24 protein-coding genes are annotated in these 23,236 nt (G+C 66.3%); 15 read left to right on the top strand and 9 right to left on the bottom strand.

The features are described 5' to 3' along the window. Positions 1-42: 42 nt before the first annotated feature. The 12 genes from KM135_RS10360 to KM135_RS10305 all read left to right on the top strand — a co-directional run bounded on the left by KM135_RS10360 (position 43) and on the right by KM135_RS10305 (position 13,398). On the top strand, positions 43-1,242 hold the full coding sequence (locus KM135_RS10360) for an FtsW/RodA/SpoVE family cell cycle protein (protein WP_246605967.1): 1,200 nt from the start codon (positions 43-45) through the stop codon (positions 1,240-1,242). Beyond that, complete coding sequence (gene murG, locus KM135_RS10355) at positions 1,239-2,402, top strand: undecaprenyldiphospho-muramoylpentapeptide beta-N-acetylglucosaminyltransferase (RefSeq protein ID WP_221713932.1); 1,164 nt, start codon at positions 1,239-1,241, stop codon at positions 2,400-2,402. Before KM135_RS10360 ends, murG begins: the two co-directional genes overlap by 4 nt. Then, on the top strand, positions 2,399-3,826 hold the full coding sequence (gene murC, locus KM135_RS10350) for a UDP-N-acetylmuramate--L-alanine ligase (RefSeq protein ID WP_221713931.1): 1,428 nt from the start codon (positions 2,399-2,401) through the stop codon (positions 3,824-3,826). Before murG ends, murC begins: the two co-directional genes overlap by 4 nt. Further along, the gene (locus KM135_RS10345) at positions 3,826-4,044 is read left to right on the top strand and encodes a hypothetical protein (protein ID WP_221713930.1); all 219 of its coding nucleotides are present in this window, start codon (positions 3,826-3,828) and stop codon (positions 4,042-4,044) included. Before murC ends, KM135_RS10345 begins: the two co-directional genes overlap by 1 nt. 23 nt (positions 4,045-4,067) lie before the next feature. After that, positions 4,068-4,958, top strand: coding sequence for a UDP-N-acetylmuramate dehydrogenase (gene murB / locus KM135_RS10340; protein ID WP_221714080.1), 891 nt, complete (start codon positions 4,068-4,070; stop codon positions 4,956-4,958). Next, positions 4,955-5,917 (top strand): D-alanine--D-alanine ligase, encoded by a 963-nt coding sequence (locus KM135_RS10335; protein ID WP_221713929.1) that lies wholly within the window; start codon positions 4,955-4,957, stop codon positions 5,915-5,917. The genes murB and KM135_RS10335 overlap by 4 nt, the downstream gene beginning before the upstream one ends. Further along, positions 5,914-6,888: a cell division protein FtsQ/DivIB gene (locus tag KM135_RS10330; RefSeq protein ID WP_221713928.1), complete on the top strand. Its 975-nt coding sequence runs from the start codon at positions 5,914-5,916 to the stop codon at positions 6,886-6,888. The genes KM135_RS10335 and KM135_RS10330 overlap by 4 nt, the downstream gene beginning before the upstream one ends. Before the next feature lie 4 nt (positions 6,889-6,892). Then, a complete protein-coding gene (ftsA, locus tag KM135_RS10325; protein WP_221713927.1) occupies positions 6,893-8,155 on the top strand; it encodes a cell division protein FtsA in 1,263 nt (420 codons plus the stop codon). Between the two features lie 128 nt (positions 8,156-8,283). Next, positions 8,284-9,750 carry a cell division protein FtsZ gene (ftsZ, locus tag KM135_RS10320; protein WP_221713926.1) on the top strand — a complete coding sequence of 489 codons (1,467 nt, stop codon included), beginning with the start codon at positions 8,284-8,286 and terminating at the stop codon, positions 9,748-9,750. A gap of 65 nt (positions 9,751-9,815) precedes the next feature. Continuing rightward, positions 9,816-11,564, top strand: coding sequence for a tetratricopeptide repeat protein (locus KM135_RS10315; protein ID WP_246605965.1), 1,749 nt, complete (start codon positions 9,816-9,818; stop codon positions 11,562-11,564). After that, complete coding sequence (locus KM135_RS10310) at positions 11,561-12,733, top strand: deoxyguanosinetriphosphate triphosphohydrolase (protein ID WP_221713924.1); 1,173 nt, start codon at positions 11,561-11,563, stop codon at positions 12,731-12,733. Before KM135_RS10315 ends, KM135_RS10310 begins: the two co-directional genes overlap by 4 nt. After that, on the top strand, positions 12,733-13,398 hold the full coding sequence (locus tag KM135_RS10305; RefSeq protein ID WP_221713923.1) for a DUF938 domain-containing protein: 666 nt from the start codon (positions 12,733-12,735) through the stop codon (positions 13,396-13,398). Before KM135_RS10310 ends, KM135_RS10305 begins: the two co-directional genes overlap by 1 nt. On the opposite strand, the gene KM135_RS10300 is transcribed toward KM135_RS10305, so the two are convergent. The 5 genes from KM135_RS10300 to KM135_RS10285 all read right to left on the bottom strand — a co-directional run bounded on the left by KM135_RS10300 (position 13,361) and on the right by KM135_RS10285 (position 16,887). Continuing rightward, positions 13,361-14,293 (bottom strand): DMT family transporter, encoded by a 933-nt coding sequence (locus tag KM135_RS10300; protein ID WP_343228173.1) that lies wholly within the window; start codon positions 14,291-14,293, stop codon positions 13,361-13,363. The two genes, KM135_RS10305 and KM135_RS10300, sit on opposite strands and share 38 nt — an antisense overlap. Next, on the bottom strand, positions 14,290-15,189 hold the full coding sequence (gene rarD, locus KM135_RS10295) for an EamA family transporter RarD (RefSeq protein WP_246605925.1): 900 nt from the start codon (positions 15,187-15,189) through the stop codon (positions 14,290-14,292). Before rarD ends, KM135_RS10300 begins: the two co-directional genes overlap by 4 nt. Continuing rightward, positions 15,186-15,407 carry a hypothetical protein gene (locus KM135_RS19750; protein ID WP_246605918.1) on the bottom strand — a complete coding sequence of 74 codons (222 nt, stop codon included), beginning with the start codon at positions 15,405-15,407 and terminating at the stop codon, positions 15,186-15,188. Before KM135_RS19750 ends, rarD begins: the two co-directional genes overlap by 4 nt. Positions 15,408-15,454: 47 nt before the next feature. Continuing rightward, positions 15,455-16,351, bottom strand: a complete 897-nt coding sequence (locus KM135_RS10290; protein ID WP_221713921.1) for a TauD/TfdA dioxygenase family protein — start codon at positions 16,349-16,351, stop codon at positions 15,455-15,457. 92 nt (positions 16,352-16,443) lie between these two features. Beyond that, positions 16,444-16,887: a MarR family winged helix-turn-helix transcriptional regulator gene (locus tag KM135_RS10285; protein ID WP_221713920.1), complete on the bottom strand. Its 444-nt coding sequence runs from the start codon at positions 16,885-16,887 to the stop codon at positions 16,444-16,446. 55 nt (positions 16,888-16,942) lie between these two features. On the opposite strand from KM135_RS10285, the gene KM135_RS10280 reads away from it, so the two are divergent. Both KM135_RS10280 and KM135_RS10275 read left to right on the top strand, forming a co-directional pair. Then, positions 16,943-18,004 (top strand): aromatic ring-hydroxylating dioxygenase subunit alpha, encoded by a 1,062-nt coding sequence (locus KM135_RS10280; protein ID WP_221713919.1) that lies wholly within the window; start codon positions 16,943-16,945, stop codon positions 18,002-18,004. Positions 18,005-18,111: 107 nt separating this feature from the next. Further along, complete coding sequence (locus KM135_RS10275) at positions 18,112-18,465, top strand: hypothetical protein (protein WP_221713918.1); 354 nt, start codon at positions 18,112-18,114, stop codon at positions 18,463-18,465. A gap of 5 nt (positions 18,466-18,470) precedes the next feature. Here KM135_RS10275 and KM135_RS10270 read toward each other — a convergent pair whose 3' ends face one another. The 4 genes from KM135_RS10270 to murA all read right to left on the bottom strand — a co-directional run bounded on the left by KM135_RS10270 (position 18,471) and on the right by murA (position 22,106). Next, the gene (locus KM135_RS10270) at positions 18,471-18,941 is read right to left on the bottom strand and encodes a GreA/GreB family elongation factor (protein WP_221713917.1); all 471 of its coding nucleotides are present in this window, start codon (positions 18,939-18,941) and stop codon (positions 18,471-18,473) included. Next, positions 18,938-20,221, bottom strand: coding sequence for a cystathionine gamma-synthase family protein (locus tag KM135_RS10265; protein ID WP_221713916.1), 1,284 nt, complete (start codon positions 20,219-20,221; stop codon positions 18,938-18,940). Before KM135_RS10265 ends, KM135_RS10270 begins: the two co-directional genes overlap by 4 nt. Positions 20,222-20,270: 49 nt before the next feature. Continuing rightward, positions 20,271-20,750: a RidA family protein gene (locus tag KM135_RS10260; RefSeq protein WP_221713915.1), complete on the bottom strand. Its 480-nt coding sequence runs from the start codon at positions 20,748-20,750 to the stop codon at positions 20,271-20,273. Between the two features lie 72 nt (positions 20,751-20,822). Then, positions 20,823-22,106 (bottom strand): UDP-N-acetylglucosamine 1-carboxyvinyltransferase, encoded by a 1,284-nt coding sequence (gene murA / locus KM135_RS10255; protein ID WP_221713914.1) that lies wholly within the window; start codon positions 22,104-22,106, stop codon positions 20,823-20,825. 129 nt (positions 22,107-22,235) lie between these two features. Here murA and KM135_RS10250 point away from each other — a divergent pair, with 129 nt between their 5' ends. Then, positions 22,236-23,162 carry an AraC family transcriptional regulator gene (locus KM135_RS10250; protein ID WP_221713913.1) on the top strand — a complete coding sequence of 309 codons (927 nt, stop codon included), beginning with the start codon at positions 22,236-22,238 and terminating at the stop codon, positions 23,160-23,162. Positions 23,163-23,236: the final 74 nt, after the last annotated feature.

Raw genomic sequence — 23,236 nt, 5'->3', positions numbered from 1 at the left:
GACGGCGGCGCGCCGCGGCCGGGCAAGCTCGGCCAGCTCGAAATGGCGCTCTCGCCGCTGCGCCCGCGTCCGCGCAAGCCCCTGCCGCGCGAGCGGACGGCGCTGGCCATCTGGTTCTGGGAGATCGACCGCGTCCTGCTCGGTCTCATCATCGTGCTGATCGCGATCGGTCTGGTTGCCGTGGCGGCCGCCTCGCCGGTCGCCGCCGCCAAGCTCTCGAGCGCGGAAAATACGCTGGCGCCGCTCTACTATTTCTATCGCCAGCTCATGTGGATCGCGCTCGGCCTTCCGATCATGATCGTCGTCTCGATGCTGCCGCGGGTGCAGGCGCGCCGCCTCGCGATCGCGCTCAGCATCGTCTTCGGCCTGTTCCTGCTGTTGGTTCCTGTCATCGGTACGAACGTGAACGGTGCCACGCGCTGGCTCGGTGCGGGCATGTTTCGCTTCCAGCCGTCCGAATTTCTGAAGCCGGTGTTCGTCGTCAGCATTGCCTGGCTGCTCTCCATGCGCGCGCGTGACCCCTCGCTGCCGGTCATCTCGCTCACCGCCATGCTGACCGGCATCGTCGCGCTGCTGCTGATGCGCCAGCCCGATTTCGGGCAGACCGTGATCTTCTGCGCCTGCTGGGCGGCGCTGCTGCTCATCGGCGGCGCCTCGATGCGGATCATGACGACCGTGGGTCTCAGCGCGCTGAGCCTGTTCGTGCTGATGTACCTCTTCTATGAGAATGGCCGCGAGCGTATCGACGCCTTCCTCTTTCCGGTGAAGGACGCCATTGAAGGCCCGGATCAGGTCCAGCTCGCGCATGCGACGATCACGCATGGCGGCCTGATGGGCGTCGGCCCGGGCGGCGGCAGCGCCAAGTTCAACCTGCCCGAGGCGCATACCGACTATATCTTCTCGGTGATCGGCGAGGAATTCGGGCTAATCGCCTGCGTTGCCATCGCGATGGTCTATCTCGCCATCGTCGTGCGCGTGCTGCTGCGCCTGCTCGACGAGGAAGACAGCTTCGTCATCCTCGCGAGCGCCGGCCTCGCCATCGAAATGGGGCTGCAGGCGATCATCAACATGGGCGTCAACATCCACATCTTCCCATCCAAGGGTATGACCCTGCCGTTCATCAGTTATGGCGGTTCGTCGATGATCGCGTTGTGCGGCGGCGTCGGCCTGCTGCTGGCCTTCACCCGGCGCAACCCCTATATGTCGCGGTCACCCTATGGGATGACATGGAGCGGCCGATGAGCATTTTCCGCCACTATGTGCTGGCGGCAGGCGGGACGGGCGGCCACATGGTCCCCGCCCACGCCGTCGCGCAGGAACTGATGGCGCGCGGCCACCGCGTTGCCTTGGTCACTGACGAGCGCGGCACCAAGATTCCGGGCCTGTTCGAGGATGTGCAGACCCATGTCCTGCCGGCCGGCCGCATGAGTGGTGGCGTCTCGGGCTGGATCAAGGGCCTCAAGGCGATCCGCGAGGGCCGGACCATGGCACGGCGCCTCTACGAGACGTTCGAGCCGAGCTGTGTCGTCGGCTTCGGCGGCTATCCGGCGCTGCCTGCGTTGCTGGGCGCCTTCGCCGAGAAGATCCCGACAGTCATCCACGAGCAGAATGCCGTGCTCGGCCGCGTGAACCGGTTGGTCGCGGGCAAAGTCTCGGCCATCGCGACCTCCTATCCCGAGGTGCGCAAACTCTCGCGCCGCCATGCCGAGAAGACGCATCTCGTCGGCAATCCCGTGCGCGAGGCGGTACTCGATCTGCGCGAGGACCCGTTCCCGGTCTTCTCGGACGAGAGCGTTCTGCGCCTGCTTGTGACCGGCGGCAGTCTCGGCGCCAGCATCCTGTCCGAGGTGGTTCCGGCCGGTCTCGCCATGTTGCCGATCAGTCTGCGCCGCCGCCTGCAAGTGACGCAGCAATGCCGCGTCGAGGATATCGAGGCAGTGCGTGCGACCTATGCCGAGATGGAGATCCCGGCCGATCTCGCGACCTATATCGAGGACATGCCGACCAAGCTCGGCTGGTCGCATCTCGTCATCGCGCGGGCCGGGGCCTCGACCATCGCGGAGCTCACCGTCGCAGGTCGCCCTGCGATCCTGATCCCGCTGCCGATCGCGACCGACGATCACCAGACCTGGAATGCCCGCGAAATGGCCAAGACCGGCGGGGCGCGCCTGATCCCGCAGCCCAGGTTCACGCCGGCCGAGCTCGCCAAGCAGATGCAGAAGCTCGCCATGGAGCCGGGCGCGCTCCAGAATGCCGCCGCGCGCGCCAAAGCTTGCGGCCTGCCCGATGCCGTGAAGGACATGTGCGATTTGATCGAGAGCTTCAGCCCCGCGCCCCAGACCATCGACACCGTGCGTGTCGAGGAGCTGTCCTTGAGCGGCCTCGCAGGAGCGTCCGCATGAGAGGCGTCGGCACCGACATCGGCACGATCCACTTCATCGGCATCGGCGGCATCGGCATGTCCGGCATCGCCGAGGTCATGCACAATATGGGCTACAAGGTGCAGGGCTCGGACGTCGCCGAGGGCTATGTCGTCGAGGGACTGCGCGCCAAGGGCATCAAGGTGATGATCGGCCACAAGCCCGAGAATCTGGGCGATGCGGCCGTGGTCGTCACTTCGACGGCGATCAAGAAGGGCAATCCCGAGGTCGATCTCGCGCTGGAGCGCCGCGTGCCGGTCATCCGCCGCGCCGAGATGCTGGCCGAGCTGATGCGCCTCAAGTCGACGGTCGCGGTCGCCGGCACGCACGGCAAGACAACGACGACCTCGATGATCGCGGCCCTGCTCGATGCGGGCGGCGTCGATCCGACCGTCATCAACGGCGGCATCATCAACAGCTACGGCTCCAACGCCCGCCTCGGCTCCAGCGACTGGATGGTCGTCGAGGCCGACGAGAGTGACGGCAGCTTCCTGCGGCTCGACGGCACGATCGCGGTCGTGACCAATATCGACCCCGAGCATCTCGACCATTATGGCAGCTTCGACGCGGTGAAGGACGCCTTCGTCGAATTCGTCGAGAACACGCCTTTCTATGGCGCAGCGCTGCTCTGCCTCGATCATCCCGAGGTACAGGCCATCCTGCCGCGTGTGCAGGACCGCCGCATCGTCACCTATGGCTTCTCCGCGCAGGCCGATATTCGCGGCGAGAATGTCCAGCCCGTGCCCGGCGGCAACCGTTTCGATGTGCAGATCCGCGAGCGCGATGGCAGCACCCGCCGCATCGAGGGCATCACCATGCCGATGCCCGGCCGCCACAATGTCTCCAATGCCATGGCGGCGATCGGCGTCGCATTGCAGATGGGCATCGACGACAAGACCATCCAGTCCGGCTTTGCGAGCTTCGGCGGCGTCAAGCGGCGCTTCACCAAGGTCGGCGAGATCGCCGTCGCGGGCGGCAATGCCATCGTCATCGACGATTATGGCCATCACCCGGTCGAGATTCGCGCGGTGCTTGCTGCCGCGCGCGAGGCCGCCAAAGGTCGCGTCGTCGCCGTCGTCCAGCCGCACCGCTTCACGCGTCTGCGCGATCTGATGGACGAATTCCAGCAGGCCTTCAACGATGCCGACGTCGTCTATGTCTCGCCGGTCTACACGGCTGGCGAACAGCCGATCGAGGGCATCGATGCCGACGCGCTCGTTGCCGGCCTCAAGCGCCGGGGCCATCGCGCCGCGCAGACCGTCGTTGATGCCGATGCGCTCGCCGCCGCGCTCGCCGCCGACCTCAAGGCCGATGACATGATCGTCTGCCTGGGCGCCGGCGACATCACCAAATGGGCGGCCGGACTTGCGAGCGCGATCGACGGCGCCCGGAAGGAGGCGGCCTGATGTGGGAGCTGATGCGCATCGGCCTCGAAATGCAGGAACGCATGATCGAGGTTCACGGCAAGAGCCTGGAGATGGCGCGCGGCATGATGACCGCCGCGCAGAAGCAGGCAGACGTTGCCAGCGCCGCGCTCGACATGGGCGAGGCGGTCAATCGCGCGAGCAAGGCGCAGAACGATCTGTTCGACCAGTGGATGAATTTCTGGAACGGGCGTCTGTGACGGGAACGACCACCCTCGCCGATATGCCCGCCGTGCGTGGCAAGCTGACGGCGCAGGCGCCGCTCGCACCGCTCGTCTGGTTCAAGAGCGGTGGCGTCGCCGACTGGCTGTTCGAGCCGAAAGACATCGACGATCTGACGAACTTCCTTGCGGCGCTCGATCCGGCGGTGCCGGTCATGGCGCTCGGCCTCGGGTCCAATCTCATCGTGCGCGATGGCGGCGTGCCCGGCGTGGTCGTGCGCCTCGGCAAGGCCTTTGCGCAGGTCGAGCAGATCGATGCGACGACGCTTCGCTGCGGTGGCGGCACCTCGGGCATCCTCGTCTCTTCGACGGCGCGCGACGCCGGTATTGGCGGCCTCGAATTTCTCCGCTCCATTCCCGGCACGGTCGGCGGCTTCGTGCGCATGAACGGCGGCGCCTATGGACGCGAAGTGAAGGACATTCTCGTCGAGTGCGACGTTGTGCTGCGCTCGGGCGAGCGCAAGACGCTGCCGCTCGATACGCTCGGCTACACCTATCGGCACAGCGACCTGCCCGAGGGCGCAGTGGTCGTTTCGGCGATCTTCCGGGGTCACCCCGATGCGCCGGACACGGTGCAGACGGAGATGGACCGCATTTCCGCCGCGCGCGAAGCTTCGCAGCCGCTGCGCAGCAAGACCGGTGGCTCGACCTTCAAGAATCCGGACGGCGAGAAGGCCTGGGCCCTCGTCGATCGCGCTGGCTGCCGCGGCCTGACCCTGGGCGGCGCGCAGGTCAGCGAGAGACACACCAATTTCCTCATCAACATGGGAGACGCGACCAGTGGGGACATCGAGGCGCTTGGCGAAGAGGTCCGCAGGCGCGTGAAGGACGAGAGCGGCATCACCCTCGAATGGGAAATCCAGCGGGTCGGCCGGGCCGGAGGCGCAGCATGAGTGCCGGTCCCTGGAAAGTCGCCGTTCTGATGGGCGGCTGGTCGTCCGAACGCGAGGTTTCGCTCAGCAGCGGTGCAGGCATCGTCAAGGCGCTGGAAGAACGCGGCCACACCGTGACGGCGGTCGATATGGGCGCAACGCCGGCCGAGGGCCGCGACCTGCCGGCCAAGCTGCTCGCTGCCAATCCCGATGTCGTGTTCAACGCGCTGCACGGCTTCCCCGGCGAGGACGGCTCGGTGCAGGGTCTCATGGACGTCATGGGCATTACTTACACCCATAGCGGCCTCACCACGTCGGTGATCGCGATCGACAAGCAGCTCACCAAGCAGCATCTCGTGCCGCATGGCATTCCCATGCCGGGCGGCCGCGTCGTGGCGTCCGAAGAGCTGTTCGTCGCCGATCCGCTGCCGCGCCCCTATGTGGTGAAGCCGGTCAACGAGGGTAGTTCCGTCGGTGTTGCCATCGTTACAACGGAAGGCAATTACGGCAGTCCGATCGGGCGCGAAGTTGAGGGGCCGTGGCAGGATTTCGACGAGCTTCTTGCCGAACCTTTCATCCGCGGCCGCGAGCTGACAGTGGCCGTGCTTGGGGACAAGGCGCTGGCCGTCACCGAGCTCAAGCCCAAGAGCGGCTTCTACGATTACGACGCCAAATATACGGACGGCCTGACCGAACATGTCTGCCCTGCCGATGTGCCGCAGGAGATTGCCGATGCGATGCTCGCGATCGCGCTCAGGGCGCACAAGCTGCTGGGCTGCACCGGCACGTCGCGCTCGGACTTCCGCTGGGATGACGAGCGCGGGCTGGAGGGTCTCTTCCTGCTGGAAGTCAACACGCAGCCGGGCATGACGCCGCTCAGCCTGGTGCCGGAACAGGCGAAATATATGGGGATGAGTTACGGCGAGCTGGTCGAGGCGATCATCGCCGACGCGCTGGCCGCCAAGGGGGACAAGGGATGAGCACCGCAACGATCAAGCGCACATCCGGCCGTGGCAGCCGCGTGAGCCAGCCGAGCCGTCGCCCGCGCCAGAGCAAGGGCCTGATGACGCAGCTGCTTTCCTATGTCCCGCTCAGCCCGGAGCAGATTCACAAGCTGATGACCTGGCTCATCGGCCTGATCGTCGCCGCCGTGCTGTGGATCGCGGCGAGCTTCCTCGGCTTGCCTGCGATGGTCGGCGCGGAGATCAGCGATCTTGCCGGGCGTGCCGGCTTCGCGGTCGCCAAGATCGAAGTGCGCGGGCTCGAGCGCATGGACGAGATGCCGGTCTCCGATATCGCGGTCAAATATGTCGATCGATCGATGCTCTCGGTCGATCTCGACAAGCTGCGCGCCGAAGTCATGACGCTCGGCTGGGTCAAGGAAGCGCGCGTCTCGCGCCGCCTGCCCGATGCGCTGGTGGTCGAGGTTGTCGAGCGCCAGCCGGTCGCGGTGTGGCAGCATGACGGCCAGCTCAAGCTCATCGATGCAAGCGGCGCTGCGCTCGGCAGTGTCGATCCGGATTCGATTCCGGATCTGCCTTTGGTCGTCGGCCCCCAGGCCAATCGCAAGACCGAGGCGCTCGCCAAGCTGATGGACGCGGCTCCTGCGCTCAAGCCCATGCTGGCCGGCGCGACCTGGATCGGCAATCGCCGCTGGGATCTGCGCTTCCAGTCCGGCGAACAGCTCCTGCTGCCGGAAGGCGAGGCGGAAGCGGCCGCGGCGCTGGTGAATTTCGCGCGCATGGATGGCGTCGATCGTCTGCTCGGCCGCGGTGTGCTGCGCTTCGACATGCGCGATCCGAGCCGCTTCGTGCTGCGCTTGCCGCCGGGCCAGAGCAAGACGGACGCGCCGGCCGTGACCTCGGCCAAGGCGGATACGGTCGTCACCACCGGCAGTGCCGAGCCCAAGGCGGCAACGCCTGCGGCCTCCTCGCAAGAAACGGAAGGCTGATTCGATGGCGGCACCCCGCAATGACGGCCTGATCACCGCGATCGACATCGGCACCTGGAAGGTCTCCGCGCTCATCGCCCGCAAGCAGGAGGACGGCACCCTTGCCGTGCTCGGCACCGGCCAGCGCGAGAGCCGCGGCGTGCGGCGCGGCTTCGTCATCGACATGGAGCGCACCGAATTGGCCGTGCGCGAAACGGTCGAACAGGCGGAGAAGGTCGCCGGCACCAATATCGAGAAAGTGATGCTCAGCTTCTCGGGCGGTAGCGTCGAGAGCAAGGTCGAGCCGGTCGAGATGGTGATCGGCGATCGCCGCATCGAGCAGGCCGACATCGACTCGCTCTATGATCGCGCCCGCGAGCGGATCGATCCCGCCGGCAAGGTGATCCTGCAGGCGCAGCCGACGCTCTACACGATCGACGGTATGCGCGGCGTCGCTCGCCCGCTTGGCCTGCATGCCGATAGGCTCGGCGTCGACATCCATGTTGTGCTGGCCGATGGCGCCCCGCTGCGCAATCTGGAGACCAGCGTGCGCGGCGCCTATCTCGACGTTCAGTCGATTGTCGCTGCGCCGGTCGCGACGGCGGCGGCCTGCCTCTCGGACGAGGAGCGCGATCTGGGCGTTGCCATGGTCGAGCTCGGCGCGGGCGTCACCAACGTCTCGCTGCACATCGGCGGCATGCTCGTCGGCTTGAAGTCCATCCCCATCGGTGCGGCCGATATCACGGACGACATCGCCTCGGCCTTCGGCATCCGCCGCAGCCAGGCGGAGCGCATGAAGTGTTTCTACGGTTCGGCCATGCAGTCGCGCCGTGACTTTCGCGAGATCATCGAGATCGCACCGGCGGCAAGCAGTGGCGAGCAGGCCGAGACGCGGCGCGTGACCCGCGCCGAGTTGGTCGGCGTGATCTGTGAGCGCCTGGGCCGCCTTATGAGCGAGGTCTCAAAGGCGCTCGACGAGATGGGCTTCCACTCGCCGGTCGGCCGCCAGGTCGTGCTGACCGGTGGCGGCGCGGAGCTCAAGAGCATTGCCGACTATGCGCAGACCTCGCTTGGCCGGGCCGTGCGCATCGGCCGTCCCAAGCTGTTCGATGCGCTGCCCGAGGCCCATCGCGGCCCTGCGTTCACGACGCTGACAGGTCTGGCGCTCTACGCCTCGAAAGAGCGGGAAGATTTGCTGAATCGCCCTTTGGCCGAGCAGCGCGTTCATCGCGCGCGGGCGGGCGCGATGGTCCAGCGACTGATCACGGCCCTCAAGTCCGGATATTAGCGTCTGCCTTGGGTCCAAGCGCAATATCTTGTGGATGAATGGTTAAAAAGAACGTGAATTGGCCCTTCAAAAGGTGCATGGTCCCCACTTGTTGATGGTGCCGCGTGGCGCCTAAAGGAGAATGATCGATGAGCATTGAAATCGGTCCGCCCCATGTGGACGAACTGAAGCCCCGGATCACCGTGATCGGTGTCGGCGGCGCCGGTGGCAATGCGATTGCGAACATGATCGGTGCCTCCGTGGACGGCGTAGATTTCATCGTCGCGAATACCGATGCGCAGGCGCTGAACGCCTCGCCGGCGGAGCGCCGCATCCAGCTTGGCCCGCGGATTACCGAGGGGCTGGGCGCTGGCTCGCGTCCCGACATCGGCCGTGCGGCGGCCGAGGAAACCATTGCCGAGGTGCAGGAAGCACTCGAAGGCATGCACATGTGCTTCATCGCGGCCGGCATGGGTGGCGGCACGGGCACCGGCGCGGCCCCGGTCATCGCCAAGGCGGCCCGCGACAAGGGTATCCTGACTGTCGGCGTCGTGACCAAGCCCTTCACATTCGAGGGCGCGCGCCGCATGCGTTCGGCCGATAGCGGCATCGAAGAGCTGCAGAAGCATGTCGATACGCTGATCGTCATCCCGAACCAGAATCTGTTCCTGATCGCCAATCCGAACACGACCTTCAAGGAAGCGTTCGAGATGGCCGACGAAGTGCTGCAGCAGGGCGTGCGCGGCATCACCGATCTCATGGTCATGCCTGGCCTCATCAATCTCGACTTTGCCGACGTCCGCTCGGTGATGGAGGAGATGGGCAAGGCGATGATGGGCACCGGCGAAGCCGAGGGCGACGGCCGCGCGCTGGCCGCCGCCGAGAAGGCGATCGCCAATCCGCTGCTCGACGGCGTCTCGATGCGCGGCGCCAAGGGCGTCATCGTCTCGATCGTCGGCGGCGAGGACATGCGCCTCATGGAAGTCGATGAAGCGGCGAACCATATTCGCGAACTGGTCGATCCGGACGCGAACATCATCTGGGGTTCGGCGTTCAACGACAATCTGAACGGCAAGATCCGCGTGTCGGTCGTTGCGACCGGCATCGACATGGAAGCAAGCGCGGCGGCTCCCAAGAGCCAGCCGTTCCGCCTCGGTGACATGGGCGTGGGCGTTGCGCGCCCTGCCGCGCCGATCGCAGCGGCTGCGCCGTCCGTGACCCTGGCGCCGCCGACCGCCGAGATCGAAGAAGAAGAAGAGGTGCTGGAAGTCGGCGAAGCGGAAGAGATTCCGGCCGCGCAGCATCTGCTTTCCGATGAGCCGTCAGAGCCCGCCGCACAGCCGGTTCAGGCTGCCGCACCGCGCTTTGCCACGACCAAGTTCGACGACATCACCGGTGACGATGAGCTTGTGCTGGATAATGCGTTTGAAACTGCCCCGACGCCCGCAGCCCCGCCCGAGCCGGAGGCGCCCAAGGTGGCCGGTGGCGGCACCTTGTTCGAGCGCATGTCGCAACTCGCCCGTGGCCAGACGCGGCAGGAGGAAGGCGAGGAAAGCGACAATGATCGCGCCGAGTTCGAAGTGCCGCGGTTCCTCAATCGCCAGAACAACCAATAATCCGGGTGTGCGGGTGCTCCATTGAGCACCCCGTCCGCCCAAGAGGGTGCTTTTTCGTGAAACGGATGCGCTGGATTCTGGCTTCGGCGCTGGTCGCGGCGGTGCCGTTGCATGCGCAGTCGGCCGGCGAGGTCGTGCAGGCGACGCCCTCGGCCGAGGCGGTTGCTTCGCTCAACCGGAACCTTGCATCGCTGTCCCGCAATCCGCAGGATGTGACGGCGCTGCTCGGCGCCGGCCAGGCGGCGCTGGACCTTGGCGACATGCAGGCGGCGAATGGCTTCTTCACGCGCGCCAACATGGTCAATCCGCAGCTCGGCAAGGCGAAGCTCGGTCTCGCCATCGTGCAGATCGGCCTCAAGCAGCCGGCCGAGGCTGCGGCCAATTTCGATGCGGCGCAGGCATTGGGCGAGGGCGCCCTCGGCCATCTCGCAGAGCGCGGCCTTGCCTATGACCTGACCGGACAGCAGGAAAAGGCGCAGCGCGACTATCAGCAGGCGCTGCGGGCCAATCCCGGAAATGAACTCGCCCGGCTCCGCTATGCTGTTTCGCTCGGCATTTCGGGGCGGCTGGCCGATGCCGACCGTCAGCTCGAAGCGCCGCTGGCGGCTGGCGATCGCGAGGCCTGGCGCATGCGTGCGTTCATCCTGGCGATGAACGGGCGGATCGCCGATGCGCGCAAGGTCACGCAGTCCGTAATGCCCAAGGGCCTCGCCGATGCGCTCGATCCCTATATGCAGCGCCTGCCATTGCTTTCGACCGGGCAGAAGGCGTCGGCCGCTTATTATGGCGAGTTTCCGAGCAACGTCCTGAAACTCGCCGCGCCCGATCCGGCGCGCGATCGGGATGTTCAGGTCGCAACTGCTGCCACCACCGAGCGGGAAAGCAGTCGTCGCTCCCGTGCCGGCACGGATCGTCGCGCGTCGTCTCGCGCGACCAGCCAGCCGCCCGCCGCTGTCCGCCAGCCTGCTGCCGCTTCGCCTCCGGCTGCGGCAGCGCCACCGCCGCCGGTGCAGATCGCGCGCAATCAGGCGTCGCCGCCTCCTGTGGCTGTTCAGCAGCAGCAGCGGCCGGCGCCAACGCCCGCGCAGCCCGCGCCGACCCCGCCGCCGCAGCAGCGTTTCGAGGCGCCAGCGACGACGCAGCTCGCCTCCACCAATATGGAGACGGCACCCCGCGCGGCACCAGTGCAGGGCCCGGCCGATCCCGAGCGCGCTCCGGCTGCGCCGCAATCGCTCGCGCAGTCGCAGGCGCCGCAGCCGTCTCCGGCTGCGGCATCGCCCGCACCCGGCTTCAGCACGGCCGCCCAGCCGACTGGCGCCGTTTCCCTTGCCGATGCGCTCTCGGCGCTCGAAGTGCCCGAGCAGGAGCGCCAGCGCAGCGCCGCCGTGGCCGATTTCAATGCCGTCGCGCGCATTCAGGACCAGCGCCGCAAGGCGAGTGAAGCAGCCGCGGCCAAGGCGAAGGCCGATGCGGAAGCCAAGGCCAAGGCGGAAGCCGCGAAGAAGGCAGAGGCCGAGCGCAAGGCGAAGCTCGCCGCCAATCCGTCGCGCAACTGGGTGCAGGTCGCCACCGGCCGCGATGTCGATGCACTGGCCTTCGACCTGCGTCGCCTGCGCCGCACCTATAGCGAGGCGATCGGCGATCTGGGCGGCTGGACGGCAGAATGGGGCGCGACGCGGCGCCTGCTGGTCGGTCCGTTCAAGAAGCCGGACGACGCCAAGGCGGTGGTCGCCAAGCTCTCCAAGTCCGGTGGCGATGCGTTTCTCTGGCAAAGCGAGGCTGGAGAGGAAGTCACCAGGATCGGCGGCAAGTGAAGGTGCTGGCGCCCTATGCCTGCGATCCGGCGCAGAGTCGGGGACGGCTCCATCCCGAGGGTGGCGGCGCGTTGCGTGGGCCGCGGGACATCTTCCAGCGTGACCGGGACCGGATCATCCACTCGATCGCGTTCCGGCGCCTGCGGCACAAGACGCAGGTCTTCATCGCACCCGATGGAGACCATTACCGGGTGCGCCTGACGCACAGCCTGGAGGTCGCGCAGATCGGCCGGACCATTGCGCGCGTTCTCGGCCTCAACGAGGATCTCACCGAGGGGCTGTGCTTGGCCCACGACATCGGCCACCCGCCGTTCGGCCACAGCGGCGAGGATGCGCTGGAGGAGGCGCTCGCGCTCTATGGCGGGTTCGATCACAATGCGCATTGTCTGCGCACGCTGACCGAGCTGGAGATCGCCTATCCGACCTTTGCGGGCCTCAATCTGAGCTGGGAAATGCTGGAGGGCCTGGCCAAGCATAACGGCCCCGTGAGAGCGCCGACCTGGGCGATGCGGGAAGTCGATGCGGCCTTTCCGCTGGAGCTTCAGAGCTGGCCGTCGCTCGAGGCACAGATCGCCGCGCTCTCGGACGATATTGCCTATGACAATCACGATATTGATGACGGGCTGCGCGCCGGCATCCTGTCGCTGGAGCAGCTGCTGGAAGTGCCGGTGGTGCAGCGCTGCTGGGATCTGGTGACGACGCGCCATGCCGGCGTGCCCCGCGAGCGGCTCGTGCGCGAGCTCATCCGCGAGCAGATCGGCCTCATGGTCAAGGATCTCATCGAGACGACCCAGACCAATCTTGCCGAATCTGGTCTTGCCGAGGCAGACGTTTCAGCCATTCGGGCCGCTGGCCGCCCGATCGCTGCCTTCTCGGACGGGATGCGGGAGGATGAGCGGGCGCTCAAGCGCTTCATGTATGCCAATCTCTATCACCACCCGCTGCAACTCGCGGCCGCCGATCGTGCGCGCATCATCGTGGCGGACCTGTTCGCGGCCTATCATGAGGATCCGGCGCTGATGGGTTCGGCCTGGGATGCCTCCTGCGCCACCGACGAGCCGTTTCGCAGCCGTCATGTCGCCGACTATATCGCCGGCATGACCGATCGCTTCGCCGAACGGGCGCATCGCGAGGTCTATGGCAACAAGCTCGATCGGCGGATGCACTGATGACGGGCGGGCCCGCGAGCGAACCCTGGGGCGCTGCGGATGCTCCAGCTCAGGCAGACAAGCGCTTCGCCCCCGCGACCGAGCGCAATCGCGATGCCATAGCGCGCGTGCTGGCCGATATTCTCCCTCGACAAGGCCGCGTGCTGGAGATCGCCAGCGGATCGGGCGAGCATGTCGTGCATTTCGCGCGCCTATTCCCGCATCTGCGCTGGCAACCGAGCGATCCCGAGCCGGCGGCGCTGCGATCCATCGCGGCCTGGGTGGCAGAGAGTGGCGTCGCCAATATCGACGGGCCTTTGGAGCTTGATGCCGCTCGGTTTGGCGAGACCGACGTCGGGCCGGTCGATGCGGTCCTCTGCATCAACATGGTGCATATCAGCCCATGGGACGCGACGCTGGGCCTGCTGCGCGGCGCAGGGCAACTGCTACCAGCGGGCGCGCCGCTTTATCTTTACGGCCCCTATTTCCGCGAAGGCACGCAGACCGCGCCCAGCAATCTCGCGTTCGATCAGTCGCTGCGCGCCCGCAATCCCGCCTGGGGCATCCGCTGGGTCCATGACGTCGAAGCCGCCGCGCGCGGGGAGGGGCTGACGCTCGACAACATTGTCGAGATGCCCGCCAACAATCTCAGCCTGATCTTCCGGCGCGGTCCTCTTCCGGGCTGACCGTCTCGCGGTGCCGGATATGCTCGCGCCAGGCGATGTAGAGGCCGCTCGCCGCGATCATCACCGCGCCAATCCAGGTCGAGGGCGCGGGCCACGTCGCCCAGAACAGCCAGCCGGCCCAGGTTGCCCAGATGAGATTGCTGTAGTCCATCGGGATGACAATGGAGACCGGTCCCCAGCGCAGCGACGAGGTCATCAGGAGCTGTGCCGCGCCACCGGCCGTGCCGATGGCGATGAGCAGCAGCCATGTCGTTGCGTCGTGCGCGCCGCCCCATAAAAATGCCAATAGCCCCAGCGGCGGCAGGGAAAGCAGCACGAACCAGAAAACGACGACCGGCGGCGTTTCCGTCCGGCCGAGATCACGCAGCAGGATCGCCACGACAGCGGTCACCAGCGCGCCGATCAAGGCCACGATCAGGCCGGCGGAGGCCAGATTGGCCGTGTCGGGATGGGCCATGATGACGACGCCGACAAAGCCGATCAGCACCGCGCTCCAGCGGTGGATACCGGTCCGCTCCTTGAGGAACAGGGCGGAGAGGATCGTCGCGAAGATCGGCATGGTGAAGCCGATCGATGTCGCCTCGGCCAGCGGCAGCATGGCGACAGCGGCGAAATTGAAGAACATGCCGGTGAAGCCGACCACCGTCCGCGTCCAGTGCTTGCGCATCGGCGCCTTCGGCCGGAGCACGGCCGTGCCGATCGTCCCGAAGGCCCAGATCGCCGCGACGGGAAAGGCGAAGAGCTGGCGGTAGAAGGCGATCTCGAAGAGATGCGCCCCGCGCTCGGCCAGCATTTTGGCGAGTACATAGGTCACCGCCAGCATGACCATGGCGAGCAGGCGCAGGCCGATGGCGAAGAGCGGGCGGTCGCGACGGGCCGGCGCGGCGCTGCTCACGCTGTTGCCGCCTCGCTCCGTGCGCCACGCAGGCTGTCCCAGACGAACAGGGCCAATGCCGCCCAGATCAGCATGAAGCTGGCCCAGCGTTCGTCGGAAAGATGCTCGTGATAGAGGAAAATGCCGGTCACGAACTGGAGCAGCGGCGCCACATATTGCATCAGCCCAAGCGTCACGAACGGCAGGATGCGTGCGGAGACGGCAAACAGGATGAGCGGGATCGAGGTCGCGGCCCCGGTTCCGATCAGCCCGAGCGTCGTGGGCGTGTCTCGGCCGAAGGCAAGGCCGCCATGCGTCGATAGCCACCAGAGTACCGCAAGGGCCGGCGCAGCCAGCAGTGTCGTCTCGATCGCGAGCCCGACCGCTGAGGGCACTGGCGTGAGCTTGCGCACGAGGCCGTAGAAGGCAAAGCTGACGGCGAGCCCAAGACTGATCCAGAGCGTCTGCCATTCGCCTGCCGCGAGGATCGCCACTGCGATGCCCGCGATCAGCACGGCGATGAGCTGGCCGCGCCGCAGCTTTTCCTTGAGGACTAGCGTGCCGATCAGCACATTGACGAGCGGATTGAGGAAATAGCCGAGACTCGCGGCGACCAGATGGCCGTTGAGGATCGCCCACATGAAGATCGACCAATTGGCTGCTATCAGGAACGAGCTCATCGCAAGCGCGCCGACGAGTCGCGGCTGCTTGCAGGCGTGCAGGAGCGCCGGATAAAGCCGCATACCCGCCATGACGAAGATGAGAAACACAACGGACCAGATGATCCGGTGCGCGACCAGCTCGGTCGGCGTGACGTCCTTCAGCAGCTTGAAGTAGATCGGCAGCAGGCCCCACAGCACATAAGCGCCGAGCCCGGCCGCGAGACCGGCGCGCTGGCTGCTCGCGGCGTCGCTCAAAAGAAGCCGCCGCCCAGCCAGAGCCTCAGCATGCAGATGCCAGCGACGATCAGGCAGAAATTGCGCGCGCCATTGGTCCGCGCGAACTGGCCGATCAAGGCACCGAAGAGCGCGATCGGCACGATGAGCCAGTTCGCCCAGCCGAGGAACGGCACGAAAGCCGGAATCGCGAGCAGCAGCGCGACCGCGCCGATGAGGACGGAGATGAGCGACAGCATGCCTACCCCATGACGGGCGGCGCTTAGCATTGCAAGTGCAGGGCGCGTCAGGCGGCTTGCGGCACCTGTCCGTGCCAGAGCAGGTCCGAGTGGACCAGCGGCGCTGCATAGAGCAGTCGCCGCTCGGCCGCATCGAAGCTTTCCCGGCGATGCGCGCAGCAGCGATTGTCCCAGAAGAGAATGTCGCCCGCCTGCCATTGGTGGAGATAGGAGAGCTCGGGCCGGGAGATATGCGCATAGATCGCATCGAGCAGCGCGGCACTCTCCTCGCTCGACAGGCCGGAGACGAGCGGGGCCGTGTCGATGTAGGAGAGGATGCGCCGGGCGCCGAGGAACAGATATTTGCGTCCCGTCACGGCATGGACCTGCACCAAAGGCACGATGCGGAACAGGCTCTCGTCATTCGGATCGGCGGTGGCCAGCCTGCCCTCGGTATCGGTGACAAGCAGCGGGAAATGGATCGAGCGCCCCTCGATGCGGGCCTTGAGATCGTCCGGCAGCATGTCCCAGGCATCGCAGAGGCTGACGACACCCGTGCGCCCACCGCCGCGCGTTATCTCGACACCGTGGAGCATGGTCGCTGGCGGCGGCGCGGCGTCGGTCCAGCGGTCCTGGTGCCAGCCCATTTCGTCATTGCCGAACTGTCCCTTGTTGCGCCCGCCTTCCTCAATGTTGGAGACCAGCCGCAACCCCTTGAAGCCGTCGATATCGATCGGGGCATGATAGCGCGACGTGTCGGACGGGTCCGGCTCGCCGAAGCTGCGCACGAAGGTCACGAATTGCCGCGGCGAAAGGACGGGACCGCGCACGACCAAAGCCTGGTAACGATGAAAGGCCTCGACGATGCCATCCCGCACCGCCGGGGCAAGCGGCGCGCTCGTGTCTATCCCGGTGATTTCGGCGGCGAAACGGTCTGCAAGCGGGCGGATGACGAGGTCAGCCATGGATTCTCTCCTTCGCCCTCTTGTCGGCGAGGGTCGAAGAGTAATATAAGGTATCTTTATATTGATCGCAATATCGATCGGAGGAGAGAATGTTAGTCGAGCGGTCTCGCCACACGCGCCAGAAGCCGCAGCAATGTCTTGCGCTCGGTCGCGGAGAAGCCGGCAAGCATGGCCGCCTCGATGTCCGGCGTCAGGTCGCGCGCGCGCGCAATCACCGCGCGGCCGGCCTCGGTCAGGCGCATGATGAGCTTGCGCCGATGCGCCTCGTCCACTTCCCGCTCGATGAGGTCCTGATCGCGCAGCGGCTTGAGCAGCGTCGTGAGCGCCTGCGGCGTCAGGTGCATGAGCCGGGCAAGTTCCGCCGCCGTCGCTTCACCGCGCTCGTCGAGCAGCACCAGCGCAAAGAGCTGGCTGGACGAGATCGGCAGATCGCGCATCGCCCGCTCGACACGGGCGCGCACCGCCATTTCGACCCATTTGACGAGATGGGGGAAGCCCATCTGTTCGTCGCTCGCATCGCCCTTGTTCCGCGCCATGCCGGTTCCCTGCCCGAGGCGGCGGGGCTTGCCAAGAGTTGAGAGGAGAAAGCCCGTGGCCGATTACATCCTGAATGCCTGGTATGTCGCGGCATGCAGTCATGAAGTGGGGGCGGAGGCCCTGTTCGCGCGACGTCTGCTTGACAGGCCGGTGGTCCTCTACCGCACGGAGGCGGGCGATCCGGTCGCCTTGCTCGATCGCTGCCCGCATCGCTTCGCCTATCTCTCCAAGGGCCGGCGGATCGGCGACCAGATCGAGTGCATCTATCATGGCCTGCGCTTCGGTCCGGACGGCGCCTGCACGCGCAGTCCCTACCAGAAGACTCCGCCCGCCCGGGCGATCGTCGAGACCTTTCCGGTCGTGGAGCGACACCGGATGCTCTGGATCTGGATGGGCGATCCCGCACTCGCTGATCCTGCGCTCATCCCGGACCACAGCCATATGGACAATGACGCCGAGCGCCCGCTCGTCTGGCATGTGAAATTCGACGGCAACTGGCAGCTCGGCAACGACAATCTCATGGAGCTCACGCACCTCTTCTGGCTGCACACCAGCACGATCGGTGGCTGGAAAGAGGATGCCGGCCAGACGCCGGGCGAGAAATATACGGCCCGGGTCGAGAACGGAAAGGTGTTGAGCCGCACGCTCAACACGGATGTGCGCAGGCCCAGCACCTTCTTCAACGGCGTGGCCAATGGCGTGCCTTATGACAGCTGGAACGACACCGAGTGGGTCGCGCCCGCCAATATGAAGTTCACCATGGGCGCGGTGCCGACGGGCACGGGGCATATCGTCGAGACGCCCTATATGGTGCAGAGCCACTGCATCACGCCCGAGACGGCGACGAGCAGCCACTATTTCTCCGGCTTCTCGCGCATCTTCCAGCTGGAGGGCGGCCCCGAGGTGGACGAGCGCTTCGTCGCCTTCTTCAAGGGCATTTTTGATCGCGAGGATGGGCCGATGATGGCCGACATTCAGGAGCAGATGGGCGACGCGGATCTGCTCGATCTCGATCCGGTCATTCTGCCGCGCGACAGCGGCGCGATTCTCGTGCGGCGTGTCGTGGCGCAGCGGCTGGCGGAGGAGACGGCGCAGGTAACCGCCCGCGTCGCCTGAGCGGATGGACGTTCATAGCGCATCGTTAACCATTATATTGCTACACATGAAAATCAGGAAGCTGTTGGAGCATAGCGCCGATGGAGAGTGATCGCCTTACTGCGGCGTTGAAAACCTTTGCCGAGGCGGAGCGCGGCATCGTCGATTTCGGGCGCGTGGGCGACAGCGGTCGCGCGCTGGAGCTTGTCCGCATGCGCAAGCAGATGGTCATCGAGTTCGCTGCCCTCGGTGCCGCGCTGGAAGAGGATGGCTTTCTCGAACGGCACCTGGATGTGAAGACGGACGTCCTGCGCCTCTTTGCCGCCTTCCGGACGGCCAATGCCATCAACACGGCGGAATGGCCCGCCATTCGCGTGCGGGATGATGTGACCCAGTTTCAGGCAGCCGCCCAGAATGTCGCCAGAGCCTCGCAGGCCTTTTGGGCCAGGATCAGGTCCGCGTTTCCCGTCGGCATCGCCTGACCGCGTCAGTCGGCGTCCGGGACGGTTATCGCCACGATCTCGATCGCGTCCGGCTTGCCGCCGAAGGCGACGCTTTCCCCTTGCTCGGCTTCCATCATAGCCCGCACCAGCGGAGCAGAAAAGGCGATCAGCCCGGCGGCCGGATCGGCTTCATCGTCGCCGACGATGCGGATGGTGCGGTCCTTGCCCGCCTGCCGATAGGTCACCGTGCAGCCGAACGCGACGATGTCGCCGGCGGGCACCGGGGCAAGCTGCGCCGTCGCCTGCCGCGTGCCCCAATAGCGCAGCTCCCGCCGCGCGGCCTTGATCGCGTCTTCGTCGCTGAGCGTCGGCAGCAGCTTTTCCAACTCGACGACCTTCGCCTTAATCTGCGCCAGTCCGCGCGCCGTCACCAGATTGGGGCCGGGCGGGATCGGTATCTCGAATTTCGGCTCGAGATGCTCCTCATCGCTTTCCCGGCGAAACGCGACGCTCATGCGACGGCTAATGCTTGTTCGAGATCCGCGATCAGATCGTCCGCATGCTCGATGCCGATCGAGAGCCGGATCGTCGAATCCAGCACGCCGATCCGCGCACGCACATCCGCCGGCACGCCGCTATGGGTCGTCGTACCGGGATGGCTGGCGAGCGATTCCGTGCCGCCGAGGCTCACCGCCAGCTTCAGGATCTTGAGCGCATTGAGGAACCGGAACGCGGCCGGCAATCCGCCGACGATATCGAACGAGAAGGTCGATCCCGCGCCCTCGCATTGCGCGCGGAAGGTGCGGCCGGTGGGGGAGGCGGCTTCGCTGAACGGCAGATAATGCACGGCCTCGACCTTGGGGTGATCGAGCAGATAGCGCGCCGCCAGCGCCGCATTGGCATTGGCGCGCTCCATGCGCAGGCCGAGCGTCTCCAGGCTGCGGCCGAGCATCCAGCAGCTATTGGGGTCGAGTTGCGTGCCGATCGCGCTACGCAGCGCTCTCACCGGCCGCATCATCGCCTTGGTTCCGAGTGCAGCACCCGCGATCAGATCGCTATGGCCGCCGACATATTTGGTGAGCGAATAGAGCGAGATGTCGGCGCCATGCTCGATGGGGCGCTGGAAGACCGGGCCTAACAACGTGTTGTCGCACATGATGACGGGCCGGAAGCCGTCCTGCTCCGCCGCGATCTCCTCGGCGATCGCACGCACGAGCGCGATGTCGACGAGACCATTGGTCGGATTGGCTGGCGTCTCGATGAAGATCACCGCGACCCGGCCCTTGCCCCGCGCGTCGTCCGCCGCTGCCTTCACGCTCGGCCGGTCCACGCCATTGGTGAAGCCGACAGACTGAATATCGAGCTGAGACAGCAGGTTGCCGATCAAAGTTTCCGTCCCGCCATAAAGCGGCTGCGAGTGCAGGATGACGTCTCCGGGGCGTAGATAGGCCATCAGGCTGGTGGTGATAGCCGCCATGCCGGAGGAGAAGAGGACGCAGGCCTCGGCCCGCTCATAGACGGCGAGGCGATCCTCGACGATCTCGCTGTTGGGATGATTGAAGCGTGAATAGACGAGGCCGGACTGCTGCCCGGCCGGCGGCTCCTTGCGGCCCGCGACATAGTCGAAGAAGTCGCGTCCTTCCTCGGCCGACTTGAACACGAAGGTCGATGTCAGGAACACCGGCGGCTTGACCGCGCCCTCGGAGAGCGCCGGATCATAGCCATAGTTCAGCATCTGCGTCTCTGGATGCAGCGCGTGATCGCCGATATGCGTCTTGCGCGAATTGTCGCTCATGGCCTTCTCCTGATGCCGGAACGCTCGCCGGAGCGTTCCGGTGCCGCTCTTATTTGGCTTTGGACTTAACCGCCGTCGCCATGATTTCGAAGTTCGATCCGTTGAGCAGGCTGCCCGCGCCAAGAAAGGCGCGCGCCGGCATCGGGCCTTTGAAATATGCGCGGTAAATCTCGTTGAAAGCAGCATAATTTTTGAGATCGGTCGCGAAGATCTGGACCCAGACGAGGTCGTCCATCGTCATGCCCGCGCGCTCGACGGTCCGCTTGAGGCCGTCCATCAGCAGCTTCGCGCCCACCTTGGGATCGGTCGGCGGTTTGCCCGTCGCTGGATCGATATCGATGGCGCCGGAAATGTAAAGCGTGTCGCCCGCCAGCACTGCGGTGCTGAACGGCGGCGTGCCGTCCGGGTTGGTCGGGCTCACAGCCGCCGGGTTACCGGGCGCCGGGAAATATTGCTTGTCGCTCTGGGCGAAGGACGGCGCGGCAAGCGTGGCAGCGAGCGCGCAGCAAGGCAGTGAAAGGACTTTCACGCAAGGCCTCCTGTTATCGGGTTCGCGCACAGCTTCGGACGGTGGCGGCGCGCTGTCAATGCGCGCGAAATCTCACCCGTCGCTGTCGCGCTCGATGTCCGCGCCGACTGCGGAGAGCTTTTCCTCCAGCCGTTCATAGCCGCGGTCGAGATGATAGACGCGGTTGACGACCGTCTCGCCCGAGGCCGCGAGGCCCGCCAGGATGAGGCTCATTGAGGCGCGCAGGTCCGTCGCCATGACGGGGGCGCCGGTCAGGCCCGGCACGCCGCGCACCACGGCCGTGCGGCCGTTGACGGTAATGTCCGCCCCCATGCGCGCCAGCTCCGGCACGTGCATGTAGCGGTTCTCGAAGATCGTCTCGGTCAGCACGCTCGCCCCGTCCGCCAGCGTCAGCATCGCCATGAACTGCGCCTGCATGTCGGTCGGGAAGCCGGGATGCGGCGCGGTCGAGAGCGTCAGGGGCTTGAGCTTGCCGTTCGTGGCGACCTTGATACCCTTCTTGGTCTCCTCGATATGCAGGCCCGCATCGCGCAGACCCTTGAGGATCGCCGTCATATCGTTGGCGTCCGCGCCGAGCAGCTCCAGTTCGCCACCGGTGATCGCGGCGGCGCAGGCGTAGCTGCCTGCCTCGATCCGGTCCGGCATCACCTTATAGGTCGTGCCATAGAGCCGGTCCTTGCCGTGGATGGTGATCCGGTCGGTGCCGATGCCCTCGATCTCGCTGCCCATCTCGACCAGCAGGTTGCAAAGGTCGACGATTTCCGGCTCGCGCGCGGCATTCTCGATGGTGGTCGCGCCATTGGCCAGCGCCGCCGCCATCAGCGTGTTCTCGGTCGCGCCGACCGAGGGGAAGGGCAGGGCGACCAGCGCGCCCTTGAGGCCGCCGTCCGGCGCCAGCGCGCGGACATAGCCGTTCTTCATCTCGATCGTTGCGCCGAGAGCCTGGAAGGCCTGAAGGTGAAAATCGATCGGGCGGTTGCCGATCGCGCAGCCGCCGGGCAGCGAGACGGTCGCCTCGCCCGTGCGCGCGAGCAACGGGCCGAGCACGACGATCGAGGCGCGCATCTTGCGCACGATGTCATAGGGCGCCACCGAGGAGGTGACGCGGCTGGCCTTGAGCGTCATCACGCGGCCGAAATCGGCCTGGCGCGAGCCCTCGATCGTGGTCGAGACGCCGAGCTGGTTGAGCAGATGGCCGAAGCTGTCCACGTCGGCCAGGCGCGGCAGGTTGCGCAGCGTTACCGGCTCCTCGGTGAGCAGCGCGCAGGGCAGCAGCGTGAGCGCCGCGTTCTTCGCGCCGGAGATAGTGATCTTGCCCGAGAGCGGCTTGCCGCCGCGAATGAGGATACGGTCCATCGCCGGGTTATTAGCGGGTCGCGTGATGCGCGCAAGAGGGAGGGAGATGGCATCGCCGCCTGCCTTGCGCTATGCTCATGTCAGCGACGGAGCGATGGAGAGAGAAGCCGCGCGTCGGGAGAGAGCAGGATGCCGACCGTCATCTGGTCCACAGCGGAAAATCGGGGCATTCCGGCCCTGCGGCAATGGCGCGATGTCATCGACCAGTCGCTGTTCACGCTCGACATCAGTTCGGATGCCGAGAGCTTTCATGCCCGGCTGGAGCAGGGCGCGCTTGGCCCAGCTCTGCTGAGCAAGCTCACAGCCGGCCCCCAGAAGGTCAGCCGGACGCCGCGCTGCATCGCCAAGACGCGGGATCGGCCGAAAATGGATGTGATTGCCGTTCGCTCGGGCAGCTTTCGTTATGCGCAGGGCGAGCATGAGGATGTGCTTCAGCCCGGCGATTGCGTCCTGCTCGATCGCTCGCGGCCCTATCGGTTCGAGGCGAGCGAAACCTGCTCGATGACATTGGCGCTGGAGCATGACTGGCTCGCACGCTGGACGAGCGATCCGGTCGCGCTGGCCGGGCGCCGCATCGATGGCGCCCATGGTTGGGGCAGGGCGCTGTCCGCCGTGCTCGCCTCGCTGGAAGTCGATATGCTGGATCGGCTGGTGCTGCCCGGCGGCGCGCTGGCCGAGCAGGTGGCGAGCCTGCTGGTGCTGGCCTGCACGCCCGAGGAGGGGCTGCCACCACGCGATCGCCCGCAGGAAGCGCGACTGCGCGCGCTCATCGCCGATCATGCCCATGATCCCGCCTTCGACGTGACGCAGGCGGCTCAGTCCCTCGGCATGTCGCGCCGCTCGGTCCACATGCTCTGCGCGCGAGCCGGCGAGAGTTTCGGCGCGAGATTGATGCGCGAGCGCCTGACGCGCGCACGCTCCATGCTGGCCGATCCTCGGACTCGGGGCCTGCCTGTCGGAGAGATCGCCTGGCGCTGCGGCTTTCTCGATCAGGGCCATTTCTCCAGGCGCTTCCGCGAGCGCTTCGGCGCGACACCGAGCGCCTTGCGCGCCTGACCCAACGATCCTGCGCGCTCGTCCAAACGGCGCTCGCGCGTCCGCGCTAATCTGATCTCCGTAGCGCGCTCCCC

It is taken from the genome of Sphingobium xanthum, from assembly GCF_019737615.1.
In the GTDB taxonomy this organism is placed as follows: Bacteria; Pseudomonadota; Alphaproteobacteria; order Sphingomonadales; family Sphingomonadaceae; genus Sphingobium; species Sphingobium xanthum.
This window is presented reverse-complemented; position numbering and strand designations above follow the sequence as displayed.